This is a genomic window from Halosimplex halophilum (assembly GCF_004698125.1).
Taxonomy (GTDB): domain Archaea; phylum Halobacteriota; class Halobacteria; order Halobacteriales; family Haloarculaceae; genus Halosimplex; species Halosimplex halophilum.
This window is the reverse complement of record NZ_ML214297.1, coordinates 1,378,722-1,392,222: the sequence shown is the minus strand read 5'-3', so window position 1 is coordinate 1,392,222 and position 13,501 is coordinate 1,378,722. Positions and strand designations below refer to the sequence as shown.

General features: G+C 73.1%; 14 protein-coding genes. 6 read left to right on the top strand and 8 right to left on the bottom strand.

Annotation, left to right across the window (positions count from 1 at the left end; all coding sequences use genetic code 11):
• Positions 1 to 359: 359 nt before the first annotated feature.
• Genes E3328_RS07075 through E3328_RS07065 form a run of 3 tightly spaced genes read right to left on the bottom strand, consistent with a single transcriptional unit; the run spans position 360 to position 4,011 of the window.
• Positions 360 to 851, bottom strand: coding sequence for a DUF7519 family protein (locus tag E3328_RS07075; RefSeq protein ID WP_135363884.1), 492 nt, complete (start codon positions 849 to 851; stop codon positions 360 to 362).
• The gene (locus E3328_RS07070) at positions 848 to 2,911 is read right to left on the bottom strand and encodes a DUF58 domain-containing protein (protein WP_135363883.1); all 2,064 of its coding nucleotides are present in this window, start codon (positions 2,909 to 2,911) and stop codon (positions 848 to 850) included. Before E3328_RS07070 ends, E3328_RS07075 begins: the two co-directional genes overlap by 4 nt.
• Positions 2,908 to 4,011, bottom strand: a complete 1,104-nt coding sequence (locus E3328_RS07065) for a DUF4129 domain-containing protein (protein WP_135363882.1) — start codon at positions 4,009 to 4,011, stop codon at positions 2,908 to 2,910. The genes E3328_RS07070 and E3328_RS07065 overlap by 4 nt, the downstream gene beginning before the upstream one ends.
• A gap of 173 nt (positions 4,012 to 4,184) precedes the next feature.
• On the opposite strand from E3328_RS07065, the gene E3328_RS07060 reads away from it, so the two are divergent.
• Entirely contained in the window at positions 4,185 to 4,718 is a 534-nt protein-coding gene (locus tag E3328_RS07060; RefSeq protein WP_135363881.1) for a bifunctional nuclease family protein, read from the top strand.
• 33 nt (positions 4,719 to 4,751) lie between these two features.
• Positions 4,752 to 4,955 carry a hypothetical protein gene (locus E3328_RS07055; protein WP_135363880.1) on the top strand — a complete coding sequence of 68 codons (204 nt, stop codon included), beginning with the start codon at positions 4,752 to 4,754 and terminating at the stop codon, positions 4,953 to 4,955.
• Between the two features lie 195 nt (positions 4,956 to 5,150).
• On the opposite strand, the gene E3328_RS07050 is transcribed toward E3328_RS07055, so the two are convergent.
• A complete protein-coding gene (locus E3328_RS07050; protein ID WP_246022922.1) occupies positions 5,151 to 6,716 on the bottom strand; it encodes a (R)-citramalate synthase in 1,566 nt (521 codons plus the stop codon).
• 219 nt (positions 6,717 to 6,935) lie between these two features.
• Between E3328_RS07050 and E3328_RS07045 the strand changes: the two genes are divergently transcribed.
• Entirely contained in the window at positions 6,936 to 7,175 is a 240-nt protein-coding gene (locus tag E3328_RS07045) for a hypothetical protein (RefSeq protein ID WP_135363879.1), read from the top strand.
• Positions 7,176 to 7,248: 73 nt separating this feature from the next.
• Here E3328_RS07045 and E3328_RS07040 read toward each other — a convergent pair whose 3' ends face one another.
• From E3328_RS07040 to E3328_RS07030, 3 genes are all read right to left on the bottom strand, one after another.
• Positions 7,249 to 7,602 carry a DUF192 domain-containing protein gene (locus E3328_RS07040; protein WP_135363878.1) on the bottom strand — a complete coding sequence of 118 codons (354 nt, stop codon included), beginning with the start codon at positions 7,600 to 7,602 and terminating at the stop codon, positions 7,249 to 7,251.
• A gap of 38 nt (positions 7,603 to 7,640) precedes the next feature.
• Complete coding sequence (locus tag E3328_RS07035; RefSeq protein WP_246022921.1) at positions 7,641 to 9,365, bottom strand: methyl-accepting chemotaxis protein; 1,725 nt, start codon at positions 9,363 to 9,365, stop codon at positions 7,641 to 7,643.
• Between the two features lie 83 nt (positions 9,366 to 9,448).
• Positions 9,449 to 10,405 carry an RAD23 family protein gene (locus tag E3328_RS07030; RefSeq protein ID WP_167837328.1) on the bottom strand — a complete coding sequence of 319 codons (957 nt, stop codon included), beginning with the start codon at positions 10,403 to 10,405 and terminating at the stop codon, positions 9,449 to 9,451.
• Between the two features lie 96 nt (positions 10,406 to 10,501).
• On the opposite strand from E3328_RS07030, the gene E3328_RS07020 reads away from it, so the two are divergent.
• On the top strand, positions 10,502 to 11,131 hold the full coding sequence (locus tag E3328_RS07020) for a DUF7097 family protein (RefSeq protein ID WP_246022920.1): 630 nt from the start codon (positions 10,502 to 10,504) through the stop codon (positions 11,129 to 11,131).
• A gap of 44 nt (positions 11,132 to 11,175) precedes the next feature.
• On the top strand, positions 11,176 to 11,673 hold the full coding sequence (locus E3328_RS07015; RefSeq protein ID WP_135363876.1) for a hypothetical protein: 498 nt from the start codon (positions 11,176 to 11,178) through the stop codon (positions 11,671 to 11,673).
• Between the two features lie 60 nt (positions 11,674 to 11,733).
• On the opposite strand, the gene E3328_RS07010 is transcribed toward E3328_RS07015, so the two are convergent.
• Entirely contained in the window at positions 11,734 to 12,795 is a 1,062-nt protein-coding gene (locus E3328_RS07010; protein ID WP_135363875.1) for a lysylphosphatidylglycerol synthase transmembrane domain-containing protein, read from the bottom strand.
• Positions 12,796 to 13,038: 243 nt separating this feature from the next.
• Here E3328_RS07010 and E3328_RS07005 point away from each other — a divergent pair, with 243 nt between their 5' ends.
• Complete coding sequence (locus E3328_RS07005) at positions 13,039 to 13,260, top strand: DUF8149 family protein (protein WP_135363874.1); 222 nt, start codon at positions 13,039 to 13,041, stop codon at positions 13,258 to 13,260.
• Positions 13,261 to 13,501: the final 241 nt, after the last annotated feature.

Genomic DNA, 13,501 nt, shown 5'->3' with positions numbered 1-13,501 from the left:
GCCCCCGTCCGATTTGAACGTGGCGGAAGCGGCGCTATCGGTCGTCGCGGTCGGACCGGTCCCGGAGCGACGGTCGCGAGCCGCTGTACTCTCGAACGACAGCCGCCGCTGGCCCGGTCGGGTTCCGGTGGACAGAATGCGCGAGTACCCCTACCCGCTGTCCACCGACGTACCCCGGATTCCTCGGACCGAAGGAATATGTCTTGTGGTCGTCCCCGGTCGGGGCCCGTGGAGTGAACGCCCGTCCGGATCGACGCCGTCGGGAGTCGGGATCGGTCAGTTCGAAGGCGTCAGTCGGGATCGCTCGGACCGGGACCGGTCGGCCCCGGGGCGGCCGGTCCGGGGGCAGCCGGTTCCCGTCAGGGCTCCAGCGCGTACAGCAACAGCGCGCTGCCGACCAGCAGGAAGACCAGCGTCCCGGCCGTGAGCGTGCCGGTCGACAGCAGGAAGACGCCCAGAGCGATCCCGCCGGCCACCAGCGTAGTGAGCGTCGCGCCGCCGAGGTGGACGAGCACCGACCGCTGGACGGGGGCGTCGCGCCCGAGGTGTTCGGCGAGGCCGACGACGTGCTCGGCGGTGGTCCAGGTGACGACCGTCGCGGCGGTGACGAGCAGCAGGACGGCCGGCGGCGCGCCGCGGGCGCCGGCGGCGAGGACGCCGGCGAAGATCAGGCCGCTCCCGACGGTCACGAGCGTCCGCGAGGCCCGGTCGGTCCCGAAGCCGACGACGGCGAGGCCGGCCGCGGCGGCGACGAACGATCCGAGGTTGACCGCGAGGCCGAGGACGGCGACGACCCCCGGCGCGAGGGCGATCCACACCGACTCGCGGGCGGGGCGGCGGACGACGCTCACGCCGACCACCGCCGTTGGGCGGCGTCGATGGCCGTCTCCAGCGGGTTCGCCGGGTCCCAGTCGACGACGCGGACGCCGACGCGGCGCAGCCGGGAGATCCGCATCGCCCGCTCGACGGTCGCAAGCCGCTGGCCGGTCGAGCCGCTGGCGGTCACGTCCGGGCTGAGGACCGTCACCGGGAACCCCCGGGCGTGCAGCTGGCGGACGATGTCGACGGCGTCGTCGTCGCAGAGCGGCGAGCAGAGCACGAGCTGGGCGTCGCTGGGGAGCTCCCGCCGGAGCCGGCGCTCGGCGAACTCGCCGTAGAAGGCGCCCTCCGGTCGGTTGCCGTCGAAGGCCGGGTGGCGTTCGAGCAGGCTCCGGGCGCGGGCGGCCTGCGTGGCGCCGCCGCGGGGTTCGAGCCAGCACCGCTCCGGCGAGAGGGCCGCCAGGCCCACGGAGTCGCCGGCGCCGATGAGCGAGGCGACGACCACGTCGGCGGCCGCGATCCCGTGGTCGACGGCGGAGGGGGCGTCGACCCGCGGGGCGACGTACGCCTCGGCGCGGGCGTCGACGAGGACGACCACCGTCGCGGCGTGCTCCTCGCGGAAGAGGAGGGTGGCGAACTCGCCGGTCCGGGCGACGCGGTTCCAGTCGATCCGCGAGAGGGGGTCCCCGCGCTGGTACTCCCGGACGGAGTGGAGTTCGACGCCGCTGCCGCCGGTGTCGGTGACGACGCGGCCGACCCGCCGGGCGGTCTGCGGGTGGACGGGGACCTCCTCGTCGGCGCTCAGCTCCAGCGCGGTCGAGAGGGTCGTCCCGTCGTCGCTCTGGACGTGCCGCTCGCGCTCCAGGGCGCCGCTGAAATCGCGGAGGATCACCTGGACGGGGTCGAACGGGTGGTCGCCCCGCACCGCCTCGACGGTGTAGGAGAACGCGACCGTCTCGCCGGCCCGCAGGGCGGTTGCGAACCGGGGGGAGCCGTCGACGACGCGGACTGCCGGCGGGATGCCGTCGACGAGCCGCAGGTCCGGCAGCAGGTCGTCGCTCTCGTTGGTGACGCGGACGGTCACGGTGACTTCCTCGCCGGGCGCGGGGTCGGTCGTCGAGAGCTCGCGCTCGACGGCCAGCTCGACGGGGGGCGGCGAGGAGAGGTAGACGTAGCCGGCGGCGCCGACGACGGTCGCGGCGGCGACCATCAGCGACGGCGGCACGGCCGAGTGGCCGGCCCAGATGCCGACGCCGACGGCGAGCAGACCCAGCCCCGTCAGCCCGGTCCAGCGGTTCGTCCGCCGGTCGACCTGCCGGCGCCGCCGGTCGGTGGTCCGGACCGTCGCGGGGCGGTCGGCGTCGGTCGATGCCTCGCTCCCCCAGTCGGCGGCGTCGACGCCGGGCGCGAGCGCGGCGAGCTCGACCAGCACGCGGTCGGCGCCGGTCGCGAGCTTCGGGCGGCGGCCGACCAGCGACCGGACCTGGTCGCCTGTCGTGGCGACCGACGACTCCGCCGAGAGGAACTCGGCGGCGACGGGGTCGTCGGTCCACGTCCCCGCGGCGACGGCCTCGCGGGCCTCGGCCTCGGGGATCCGCTCGGCCTGGGCGTAGATGGCGAGGGCGGCCCGCCGGAGCCGGTCGGTCGCGTCCCGGCGGGCGTCCACCCGTCGCCGGCTCGTCCCGTGGATCGCCCCGGCGAGCGCGTCGTCGAAGTCCGCCCCGGGGACGGTGACGGACTCGCGGTACTCCACGTCGGCCGTCGTCGCGGTCTCGTAGTCGGTGAACGTCCGCCGGACCAGCACGAGCGCCCCGGTGAGGATCGCCGAGATGGAGATCCCGGCCACGACCCCGTTCCCGAACGGGAGGTCGGGGACCGCGTCGACGCCGACGACCGCCGCGAGCCCCGCGAGGACGACGACCAGCCCCAGGCCGATCCTGGCGGGGTTGTCGCGCACCGACGGCGCGACGAAGTCGATGTCGCCGGTGACGCCCGTGTCGACGGCCTCCATCGCCTCCCGCATCGCCTGGCCCTGCTGGAGTCGCTGGTCGGTGACGCTCCCGGGGTCGCGGTCCACGTCGTCCTGGCTCACGACCGACCACCCGGACCGTCGGCCGCGTCCCCGTCGGCGTCGCTCGCGTCCTCGTCGGATTCGACTCCCCCGTCACCGGTCGCGTCCTCGTCGGTGTCGGTCGCGTCCTCGGCGGTCGCGTCCGCGGCGGTGTCGGCGGCGTCGTCGTCGGGATTGTCGCCCGCCGACCCGCCGTCGGCGGCCGCGGCGACCGAGTCGGCGTCGACGCCCTCGTGGGCGGCCTGGATCGCCCGCAGGGTCTCGACGGCCCGGCGTTCGTGGTCGGCTGTGACGGGCTCGGACCCGTAGCGCACCCGCTCGAAGAGGTCGGTCAGCTCGGCGACGCGACCCTCGTCCATCCCGGCCGCGGCCGCGGCGTCGGCGAACTCGCCGGGCGTGCTCGTCGCGGGGTCGGGCACGTCGAGCGCCGTCGTCATCTCGGCCCAGGCCTCGTAGACGGCGTTCTCGGCGTCCCCGGTGTGGTCGTCGATGCGCTCGGCCGCGCGGGCCGCCGCGGCGCCGACCGCCTCCCGGTCGGGCGCGTCGGGTTCGGCCGGCGGCGACGGGTCGACCGACGCGTCGACGCTGGCGCTGGCGTAGTAGATCACGCCCAGCGCGGCCAGCAGCGCGAACCCGACGGCGCCGAACGTTACCAGCGTGGGCAGGTCGCGCTCGTTGTCCGCCGCGCTCTCGTCGACGCTGCCCCTGTCGCCGCCCCCGCCGAGCGGGTCGCCCGTCACGTTCGGGAGGTCCTGTCCGACCGACGGGGGGTCGAGCGTCCCCGAGAACAGCATGTACACCCCTATCAGTCCGACGAACAGCACCACGGCGGCGACGACCGCGAGCGCCCGGTCGTACCCCATCAACAGCGCCCCCGGGACCGCCAGGACGACCGCCGCCGCGATCAGGATCGCCACCCAGTCGCCGGGGAGTCCGGGGGCCTCGGGCGCGCTCCCGTTGGTCGGCGTCTGCTGGCCCAGGGGGTCGTCGGCGACTCCCACCGATTCGCCCTCGCCAGCGCCGCGCTGGTTGCTCGACGTGGCCGAGAGCGTCGACGCCGTCAGCGCCAGCGCGACCACACACAACACCACCACCGCGGCCGCGGCGAGCCGGTCTGCCATTGCCTGACCAATCAGTCAGCGGGGACTTAAGGTTCCCGTCCCGTCCGTCGGTCGCGCGAGCGCAGGGGACGGGGCGCCGTCGGCGACCCGGCCGCCGTCCCGACCGGGCCACTGTCGGGACCCGGCGGGCGCCCGCACGGTCCTTTTTGATGGTCGCGCTCCAACGCTGTGACATGGCAACACACGAGGCCACGGTCGAGGGCGTCGGCGTCGGCGTCGGTGACGAGGGGCCCGGCCACCCGGTCGTCCTCCTGCGCGTCCGCGAACAGCTGGTCCCCATCTTCGTCAGCGCCGACCAGGCCCAGTCGATGCAACACGCCCTGGACGGCACGCCCTTCGAGCGGCCGCTCACCCACGATCTGTTCGTCGATATGGTCGCCGAGTTCGGCGCCGCCATCGACCGCGTCCGCATCGACGACCTGGCCGACGGCACCTTCTACGCGAAGATCGACACCGAGCAGTACACCGACGAGGAGCGCTCGGAGATGGTGTTCGACGCCCGTCCCAGCGACGGCATCGCGCTCGCCCTGCGGGTCGACTGCCCGATCATCGTCTCCGACGAGGTGATCGACGAGGCCGGCCGCGACCCCGACGAACTCGGCTTCGTCGACGAGGAGGAGGCCCGCCGCGAGCACGACTTCGACGAGGAGGGGTTCGACTTCGACGAGGACGACGACCCCGACTTCGGCGGCGACGACCCGTTCTGAGGGGGTTTTCCGTCTCGAACCCCGAACTGGGGTATGGGATCGGACGGCCTCGTCGACCTCGACCAGGAGACCTGGGTGGTGCTCGCGAAGTACAACCTCGCGCTCGCGACGCTGTTCGGCGTCCTGACGCTCGTCTCGCGGACGATGCTCGAGGGGAACCAGCCGATGCTCGTCGAGAACGGCGTCCTCGCCGTCCTCTTCGGCGCCGTCCAGACCTACGCCTGGCTGTCGGCGTGAGCGTGAGGAAACGGGCGTCGACCGGCGTGCGGTCGCAGTTTTGCGGTTAGCATCCGGCGCTTCGCGCCGGTTCACCGGACGCGAGCGAACGAAGTGAGCGAGTCGTCCGGCTCTTTTTCCCCGAGTTTTTCCGGCGGAGGATTCCCGCAGCGCGCCTCCGGCGCGCGAGGAACTCTCCGTCGGAAAAGGTGGGCTCTAATCGTCGGCGATCACGCGGTCGTCGCTGGTGGCGACGAGGCGGTCGATGGCGTCGACCATCGCCTCGACCGAGGCGCGGGTGATATCGGAGTCGCTGGCGGTCACCGTCACGAAGTCGTCGCCGCGGGACATCTCCACCTCGACAGTGACGATGGCGTCGGTGCCGCCGGTGATGGCGTCGACGTGGTAGGATTCGAGGTGGGTGTCGAACGAGCGGCCCAGCGCCGACTGGACGGCGTTGATCGCGGCGTCCACGGGGCCGGAGCCGATCTCGGCCTCGGTGCGCTCCTCGCCGTCGACGACGAGGGTGACCGTGGCCGTCGGCGTCGACCCGCCGGCGACGGTCGTGAGCTCGGTGATCTCGACGCGGCGGTCGTGTTCGCTGTCGGTCACGTCCTCGGCGATCGTGAGGAGGTCGGCGTCGGTGACGCGCTTGCCGCGGTCGCCGATCTCCTTGACGCGGGCGACGATCTCGCCCAGTTCCTCGTCGGTCACCTCGAAGTCCTTCTCGTCGAGGGCGGCCTTCACGCCGGCGCGGCCGGCGTGTTTGCCGAGCGCGAGGCGACGCTCGCGGCCCACCTTCTCCGGCGGGTACGGTTCGTACATCGCCTCGTCTTTGAGCGTGCCGTCGGTGTGGATGCCCGACTCGTGGGTGAAGGTGTTCTGGCCGACGACCGCCTTGTTCGGCGGCAGCGGGATGCCCGTCGCGTTGGCGACGAGTTCGGCCAGGTCGTAGACCTCCGTGAGTTCGAGCGTCTCGACGCCGTAGCCGTGCGAGAGGGCGATCGCCACCTCCTCGATGGCGACGTTGCCCGCCCGTTCGCCGATGCCGTTGACGGTCCCGTGGACCACGTCGGCGCCAGCGGCGATCGAGGTCAGGGCGTTCATCACGGCCATCCCCAGGTCGTCGTGGGTGTGGGTGCTCACCGGACCCAGGTCCGAGAGGCGGGAGACCGCTTCGAGCGCGCCGTCGGGGGTCGCGTGACCGACGGTGTCGGCCCAGCAGATGCGGTCGGCGCCCGCCTCCAGCGCGGACCCGAGCAGTTCTTCGAGGTAGTCCAGGTCCGCGCGGGAGCCGTCCTCGCCGATGACCTCGACCCACAGGCCCTGGTCCTTGGCGTACTCGACGAGTTCGACGGTGTCGCGGACGTTGTCCTCGTGGGTCGTCCCCACCTTCTCGGTGACGTGGCGGTCGCTCGCCGGGACGACGAGGTTGATCCCGTCCACGTCACACTCCAGGGCGAGGTCGATGTCACGCTGGATGCCGCGACAGAAGCTCGTGACCGTCGCCGACAGGTCCAGCTCGGCGACGCGGGAGATGGTCTCCCGCTCGCCGGGGCCGGTACAGGCGCTGCCGGCCTCGATGAACCCGACGTTCGCGCGGTCCAGGGCGCGGGCGATCCGGGCCTTCTCGTCGGGCGTCAGCGAGACACCCGGGGCTTGTTCCCCGTCGCGCAGCGTCGTGTCGAGAAACTGTACGTCTCCTACGTCGGAGAGGTGAGTCGTCTCGGGATGGTCGCCGAACAGCGTGGTCCCTTCGCGCTCACCGGAGCCGTCACACATGACGGAGAATTTCGCGGCCAGCCGCCGTGAGGCGACTTCCTCTATCCTCCGTGTCGGTATAGTCCGACATCGTACCTGCAGGTGAAGCGAGCCGCCCTAATTAAACCGTCGGGTTCGGCGTCGAACGGTACGGACGCCGGCGCCGCGAACCGCTCCCGGCGGCACCTGCCGACCGACCCGTCATTTACCAGAGTGGCCGTCCAACACTTCCGGTGTCCCATGGTCGACTTGCGCACCGATCCGGACGACGCGCAGGACGACTCGCCAGGTATCGTCGGGGACGCGCTCGCCCGGTGGCACCTCTGGGCGATCGCCACCGTCTCGGCGCTGATGGTGTGGTACACGGTCAGGAACCCGTCGATCACGCCGGACGGCTACGTGGTGTTCTTCGGCCTCGCCGCGGTCGTCGTGGCCGTCTACGGCCTCCACGACATGGAACGGACGCCCGACCTGGTCTGACCGGTCATCCGCCGTCGAGGGGCCGGTCACTTGTCGTCGAGGGAGACCCGGTCACCCGCCGTCGCGCGGCCGGTCACTCGTCGTCGAGGAAAACCCGGTCCCCGGGTTCGACGCCGTCGGCGGCGCCGCCCGGGAGTTCGACGAACCGGTCGGCCTTCGCGACGCCCGTGCCGCGCCACGGGGCCAGCGTCTTCACCTGCACCACCTCGTCGTCGCGGAGCCAGACCACGTCCAGCGGCGTGCGGACGAACAGCATGTGCACGTCGCGGTAGCCGGTCCGGCCGAAGTCGAAGACGAGCGCGTAGCCCTCGGGCAGCGACGACTTGCCCATCAGCCCCTTGACCTTCGCGAGCAGCGAGTCCGCGAGCTCGGCGTCCGTCGCGAGCGTGCGCGGGTCGCCGTCGGCCGGCTCGTGGACGAGGCGCATGGCACCATCCTGGGGAGAACGGGACAAAACCGTTGCCCTCAGTCGTCGGTCGCCGCAGTGGGGGCCGCCCTGCCGCCCGCCAGCGCCCCGCTCCCGTCGCCCGCGCCGTCGGGCAGGCGGAAGCGGTCGAGGGCGGCCCGGAGGTCGTCGGCGCGGTCGGCGACCGACTGCACGTCCGCGGTCACCGTCGAGACCGAGGCGGTCTGCTGTTCGGCGGCCGCGGCGACCGACTCCGCCTCGTCGCGGGTCTCCTCGCTGATACCCGCCACCTCGTCGACGACGGCGACCACGTCCTGGGTGGTCTCGGCCTGCTCGTCGGTCGCCGCGCTGATCTCGCCGACGCTCTCGTCGAGTTCGCCCACGTCGGCGACGATGTCCTCGAAGTCGCCCAGCGCGCCCTCGATCGTGGCGACGCTGTCGCCGACCTGGGCGTGCATCTCCCTGACCGTCGCGGCCGCCTCGGCGGACTCGCGCTGGAGCTCTGCGACGAGGTCGCCCACCTCCTCGGCCGCGTCGCGGGTCTCCCCGGCGAGGCCCTTCACCTCGTCGGCGACGACCGCGAACCCGTCGCCGCTCCCGTCGCCGGCCCCGGCGCGGGCGGCCTCGATCGAGGCGTTCAGCGCCAGCATATTCGTCTGCTCTGCGATGCCGTCGATGAACGAGACGATCTCGTCGATCTCGGTCATGCGGTCGGCCAGCCCCTCGACGGCGTCGGCGGTCCGCTCCATCCGGTCCTCCAGGTCGTCGAGCGCGTCGACGGCCTCGGCCGCGGCGTCGCGCCCGGAGCGGCCGCGCTCGGCGGCGGTCCCCGCGGTGTCGGCCACCTCGTCGGCCGAGGCCGCGATCTGCTGGACGGTCGCCGAGAGGTCGTTCAACTGCTCGGCGGCCGCCCGGACCTGCTCGCTCTGGCGGGTCGCGCCCTCGGAGATCCCCTGGACCGACTCGGCGACCTCGTCGCTCGTCCGGTCGAGCTCGTCCATGCTCGCGGCCACGTCGTCGCTGGCCGCCGACACCTCGTCGGCGAACGCGCGCACGTCGCCGACGGTCGCGCCGAGCGTCTCGACCAGGCGGTTGTAGTTCTCGCAGATCTCCCGGTACTGGTCGTCGTCGCCGGCGATGTCGCCGGCGTCGAGCCGCGCGGTCAGGTCGCCGTCGGCGGCGCGGTCGGCCGCACCGGCGAACGCCTCGACCAGCGACTCCAGCCGCGCCGAGCGCCGTTCGAGGTCGGCGGTCATCGACTCCAGTTCCGCCGTGTGCTCCCGCAGGTTGTCGGCCATCCGCGACAGCGACTCGCCGAACGCGCCCGGCACCCGCTCGTCGAGGACGGGCGCGTCGAACTCCTGGTCGGCCAGCGCGTCCGCTTGCGCGGCGACGAGTTCGATGTGGGAACTCATCTCCGCGAACGACCGCGTCAGGCTCCCCACCTCCGAGGGGTCGTCGCTGGCCGGCACGGCCACGTCGACCTCGCCCGCGGCGATCCGGTCGGCCGCCGCCTCCAGCCGCTGGATCGGGACGACCACGTCCTCGCGGGTGATCCAGACCGTGTTGACCAGGGCGAGCGCCGCCGCGACGAACAGGACCGCGCCCAGTGCCACCCGCGCGACGCCGGCCGTCACGAACGGCAGGACCGCCTGTCCGACCGATATCAGGAACTGAATTCCCGCAGCCCCGACGACCGTCCGCTCGACGGACTGGTCGAGCCCCATCGCAGTCATCCACCGCCGTATGAATCGCTTGTACCACTTCACGGGGCGATCGTACATGGTCAGTCGGTCGACGACGGGCCCCATAAAATCGGGAACTGTATTTCAATAGCTGAGAAGACGCGGGGTGGCCGCTCGCACGCTCACGGCTCCCGGTCGTCGACCGTCGCCTCGATCTCCACGATCTCCGGGCTCGTGATGTCGAGGGCGACGAGCCCGTCGGCGCCGGTGCGGTACCGGGACTCGGCCGCGCCGACGATCGCCAGCGTCACGTTCGCCGGCGCGCCGTCGCGGGTCACGCTGACGGTTAGTTCGCCGTCCGCGACGCTCCCGCCGGTCGCGAGCCGGTAGCGGACCGGCGGCTCGCCGGCTTCCGGGGAGAACTCGCTCGACCCGGTCTCGTAGGGGCTGTCGGCGTGGGCGCCGCGGTTCGGTCGTGGCGTGGCGTCCGCGGCTCGCCGGTCGATGTCGATCTCGGCGCCGACCGTCCCGTCCCGCGCGTCCCTGGCCGTGTGGGCCCGGAACTCCCCGGCGTACACGTCCTCGACGACGGTCCCGTTCTCCAGCGTCAGGGTCAGGTCGCGGACGACCAGGGCGTACTCCGAGACGGCCGCCGCCGGGACGGTGTACGCGCCCAGCGAGCGGGACCCGTTCAGGTCCGCGAGGTCGACCTGCATCCCCCCGTACCGGAGACAGTCCAGGTCCCGGTCCAGGTCGGGCGTCTGCGTCGGCGTGGAGAACGACCCCGACGCCGCCGAGGGGGAGATGCCGTCGCAGTTGTAGACGTGCGTGTCGGCGAACGCGACGGCGAGGGTGGCGTTCGCCGCGACCACCTCGTCGGGGAGGTCGCCGGCGCGAACGACGTACTCGACGGTCACGGTCCCGGCCGCCGTCGCCGGCGTCGGCGTCCCGCGGTCGGTCGTCGGCGTGGCGGTCCCGCCGGACGCCGTCGCGGTCGGCGACGCGACGATCTCGGTCGGCGTCGGCGAGGGCGTCGGCGCGTCGGTCGCCGTCGGCCCCGGGGTCGCGGTGGGACCGCCCAGACAGCCGGCGACCGCGACGAGGACGACGAGACAGAGAGCGACACTGCGCGGATCCATGGCCGGCGATTGCGGGGACACCGGTACAAGTCTTCCGGGGGTCGCGACCGGGTCGCCCTCGAAACGCTCTAACGGATCGCGGCCGTGGCCGGGTGCATGGAGAAGACGCCCTCGGGCACGTCGGTCGGCGTGGCGGACCCCTACGCCCACGTCGACCGCTGCGACCACTGCACCGACGAGGGCCGCTGCCGGTTCGCCGTCGAACAGGGCGACCGCGACCCCGAGTTCGCGGACGCGCGCAGCCGTGAGGACTTCCGCTGTCCAGTGGTGGGCGACCTCGACGAGGAGGGGCTGACCGGCCCGTGGGAGTGGGCCGACTGCCCGCACTTCCGGTGCCGCAACCGCGACCGGGAGTGTGAGCGCTGCGGGCTCGAAGAACACCGGATGGCCCACGACGACGAGCGGCCGCTGCTGGAGGAACACCACCTGTCGTACGCCGACGACTCGCGGACGGGTGAGGGGGAGACGAGCCACGAGATCACGGTCTTCCTCTGCCGGTGGTGTCACGCGAAGGTCCACGACTCGTGGGCGAGCGTCGGCGACGACGCCAACCCCGACCCCGAGGCCATCGCCGAGCGCGAGGGGCGCCGCTCTCGGGAGCAGGCCGAGCTGGGCTTCCAGTCGGCCGCCGAGCGGTTCGACACCGGCGGAGACGACGGGGACGGCGGGGACGGCGGGGACGGCGGGGACGGCGGGGACGACCGCCCGGACCAGTCCGGCGGCTGACACCCGATGGCCTTATTTTCGTGTCGCTGTCAGTACCGGTACGGATGGCCCTCCGCGAGTACACAGACGACGAGTACGAGCGGCTCCGGCGGAGCGAACGGGAGCTCACCGGGAACCGCGAGCGGGCGACGGTCACCGACGTTGCCGTCGGCGAGGACACGGCCCGGCTCACCCTCGGCTTCGAGTGGACGGCCGACTCCGAGTCGGTCGGCTACGACCTCGACGACGCCCGGGACGTGATGGAACTGAAGGCCGTCGCGGCGGACGCGGGCTACGGGTACGACCAGCTGTTCCACCTCGAGGGCGAGACCATCCCCGTCGTCTACCTGGAGGACGGCTGGGTGCCGGCAGCGGCGCTCCCCGGCGGGGGGCCGGGGGGTGCCGGCGGGGCCGCCCAGCGAAGCCCGTCGCTCGCCGACAGCGCCTACCGCCGGCTCACCGACTGGGTCGACGACCTCACCGCCCGGTCGGTCGTCCTCGGCGTCATCGTCACGAAGAAACTGCTCATCGCCTCCGCGCTCGTCTACCTCATGGTCGCCTGACCGCCGGTCGTCCCTCTATCATCGGTCGCTCCCGCCGCCGGTCGTCCTCCTCGCCGCGGCTCAGGCGCGCTCGTCGTCCGGCGGGACGACCGGCGGCGGGTCCGACACCCGGACCGACAGCGACGCGGCGGCCAGCCCGCCCAGCAGGACGATGAACCAGTAGTTCGACAGCCGGAAGAGGAAGACGGCGGCGGTCGCCGTCGGCAGGTCGACGGGGGCGAGCGCGGCGGTCACGCCCGCCAGCGCCACTTCGAACCCGCCGAGGCCGCCGGGCAGCGGCACGACGTTCAGCAGCGTGACGACGGGGACGACGAACACGACCAGCGCGTAGGGCACCGGCTCGCCGATGGCCAGGAAGCTGGTGTACAGCGGGAGGAGGAAGCAGAGCCAGCCGACGACGGCGAGCGCGACGGCGGTCCCGACCCGCCGTCGGTCGCCCGCCAGGTCGCCGACCGCGCCGGCGAACCGCCCGACCGCGTCTTCGACGCGTTCGGGTGCCAGCGCCGCGTCCGCCCGGGCGGAGACCCGGCCGACGGTCCGGCGGAGGGCGGCGGCGACCCGGAGCGCGGTGCGTTCGAGGATCGCCCGGCGGTACACGGCGAGGTACGTGAGCGCGAGGACGACGGCGGTCACGGCGACCATCGCGACGAGGACGTCGCGCAGCAGCGTTCCGCTCGGACCGCGCCGGGTGGCGACCAGAAGCGCCAGGCCGGCGACCGCGAGCACGAGCGACGCGACGACGTTGAGGAAGGCGAACACCGACGCCGCGGCCAGCGTCGACTCGTAGGGGGCCGCCGTCTCGCGGCTGACCGTGTAGGACATGAGGACCGGGCCGCCGCTCTGGCCCATCGGCAGCACCTGCTTGAGGAACTCGCCGCTCAGGTACGCCGAGCGGTAGCGCCGCCCACGGACGGTGTGACCGGTGCTCGCCAGCAGGCGCCGCACCGCCTCGCTCCAGGCGGCCAGCGCCCCGACGACGCCGAGGAAGCCGACCGACAGCACCGCCGGATCCGCCGACGCCAGTTCGGCGAACACGGCCTCCGGGCCGACCGCCCAGAGGAAGCCGCCGACGGCCAGGAGCGCGACCGCGAACCCCGCGACCAGCCGGCGGCGACGTGACATGGGAGCAACGGACGCGGCCGGCCGGTAAAAATGGTGCGGCGGTCGCCTCGGCAGCGATCAGTACGGGCGGTAGCTGCTGCGGTTGCGGGTAGGGGCGCGGTCGGCGGGCGTGGAGCGCACGCCGACCGCACCGCTCGCCGAGTTCCCACCTCCAGACACGGCGGGCGGCGTGGGCGGGGGCCCGGTCGTCGGTCCGACCCGAGGGATGTATGACGGGGGGCGGTCAATACCGGGTCGAGACCGATGGCAGACGAGACAGACGACCCGACGGTGCCGGTGGTGTGCACGGAGTGCGGGACGGAGACGGCCGTCCCGATCGACGACGTGGCCGACGCGGTCGAGCGACACAACGAGGGTGTCCACGACGGCGAGCAGGTGGCGCAGGTCGACCCCGCGCTCGCCGACCGGGTCCGCGACCTGGTCGCCGAGGACCTGGGGCTGTTGGGCGACCCCGCGGACGACTGACCTCCGATCGGCCCGGAAAAAGGGGGTGTGAGTCGCTAAATCGTCGGTAACTCGGCTTAATCGGGGTTGACCGAGTCGCCGTTTCTTGACGGTCCCCGCCCTCCGGTCGGGTAGACGCCTCCGGCGTCTCGGAACCCACCATGTCACGCACACACGACCGCGCGACCGCCCCGGCGGGGCGGGCGTGTCGGCGCACGGACCGGACCGGAGAGCCGCCGGCCGTCGGCCGGGAGGTGACCGC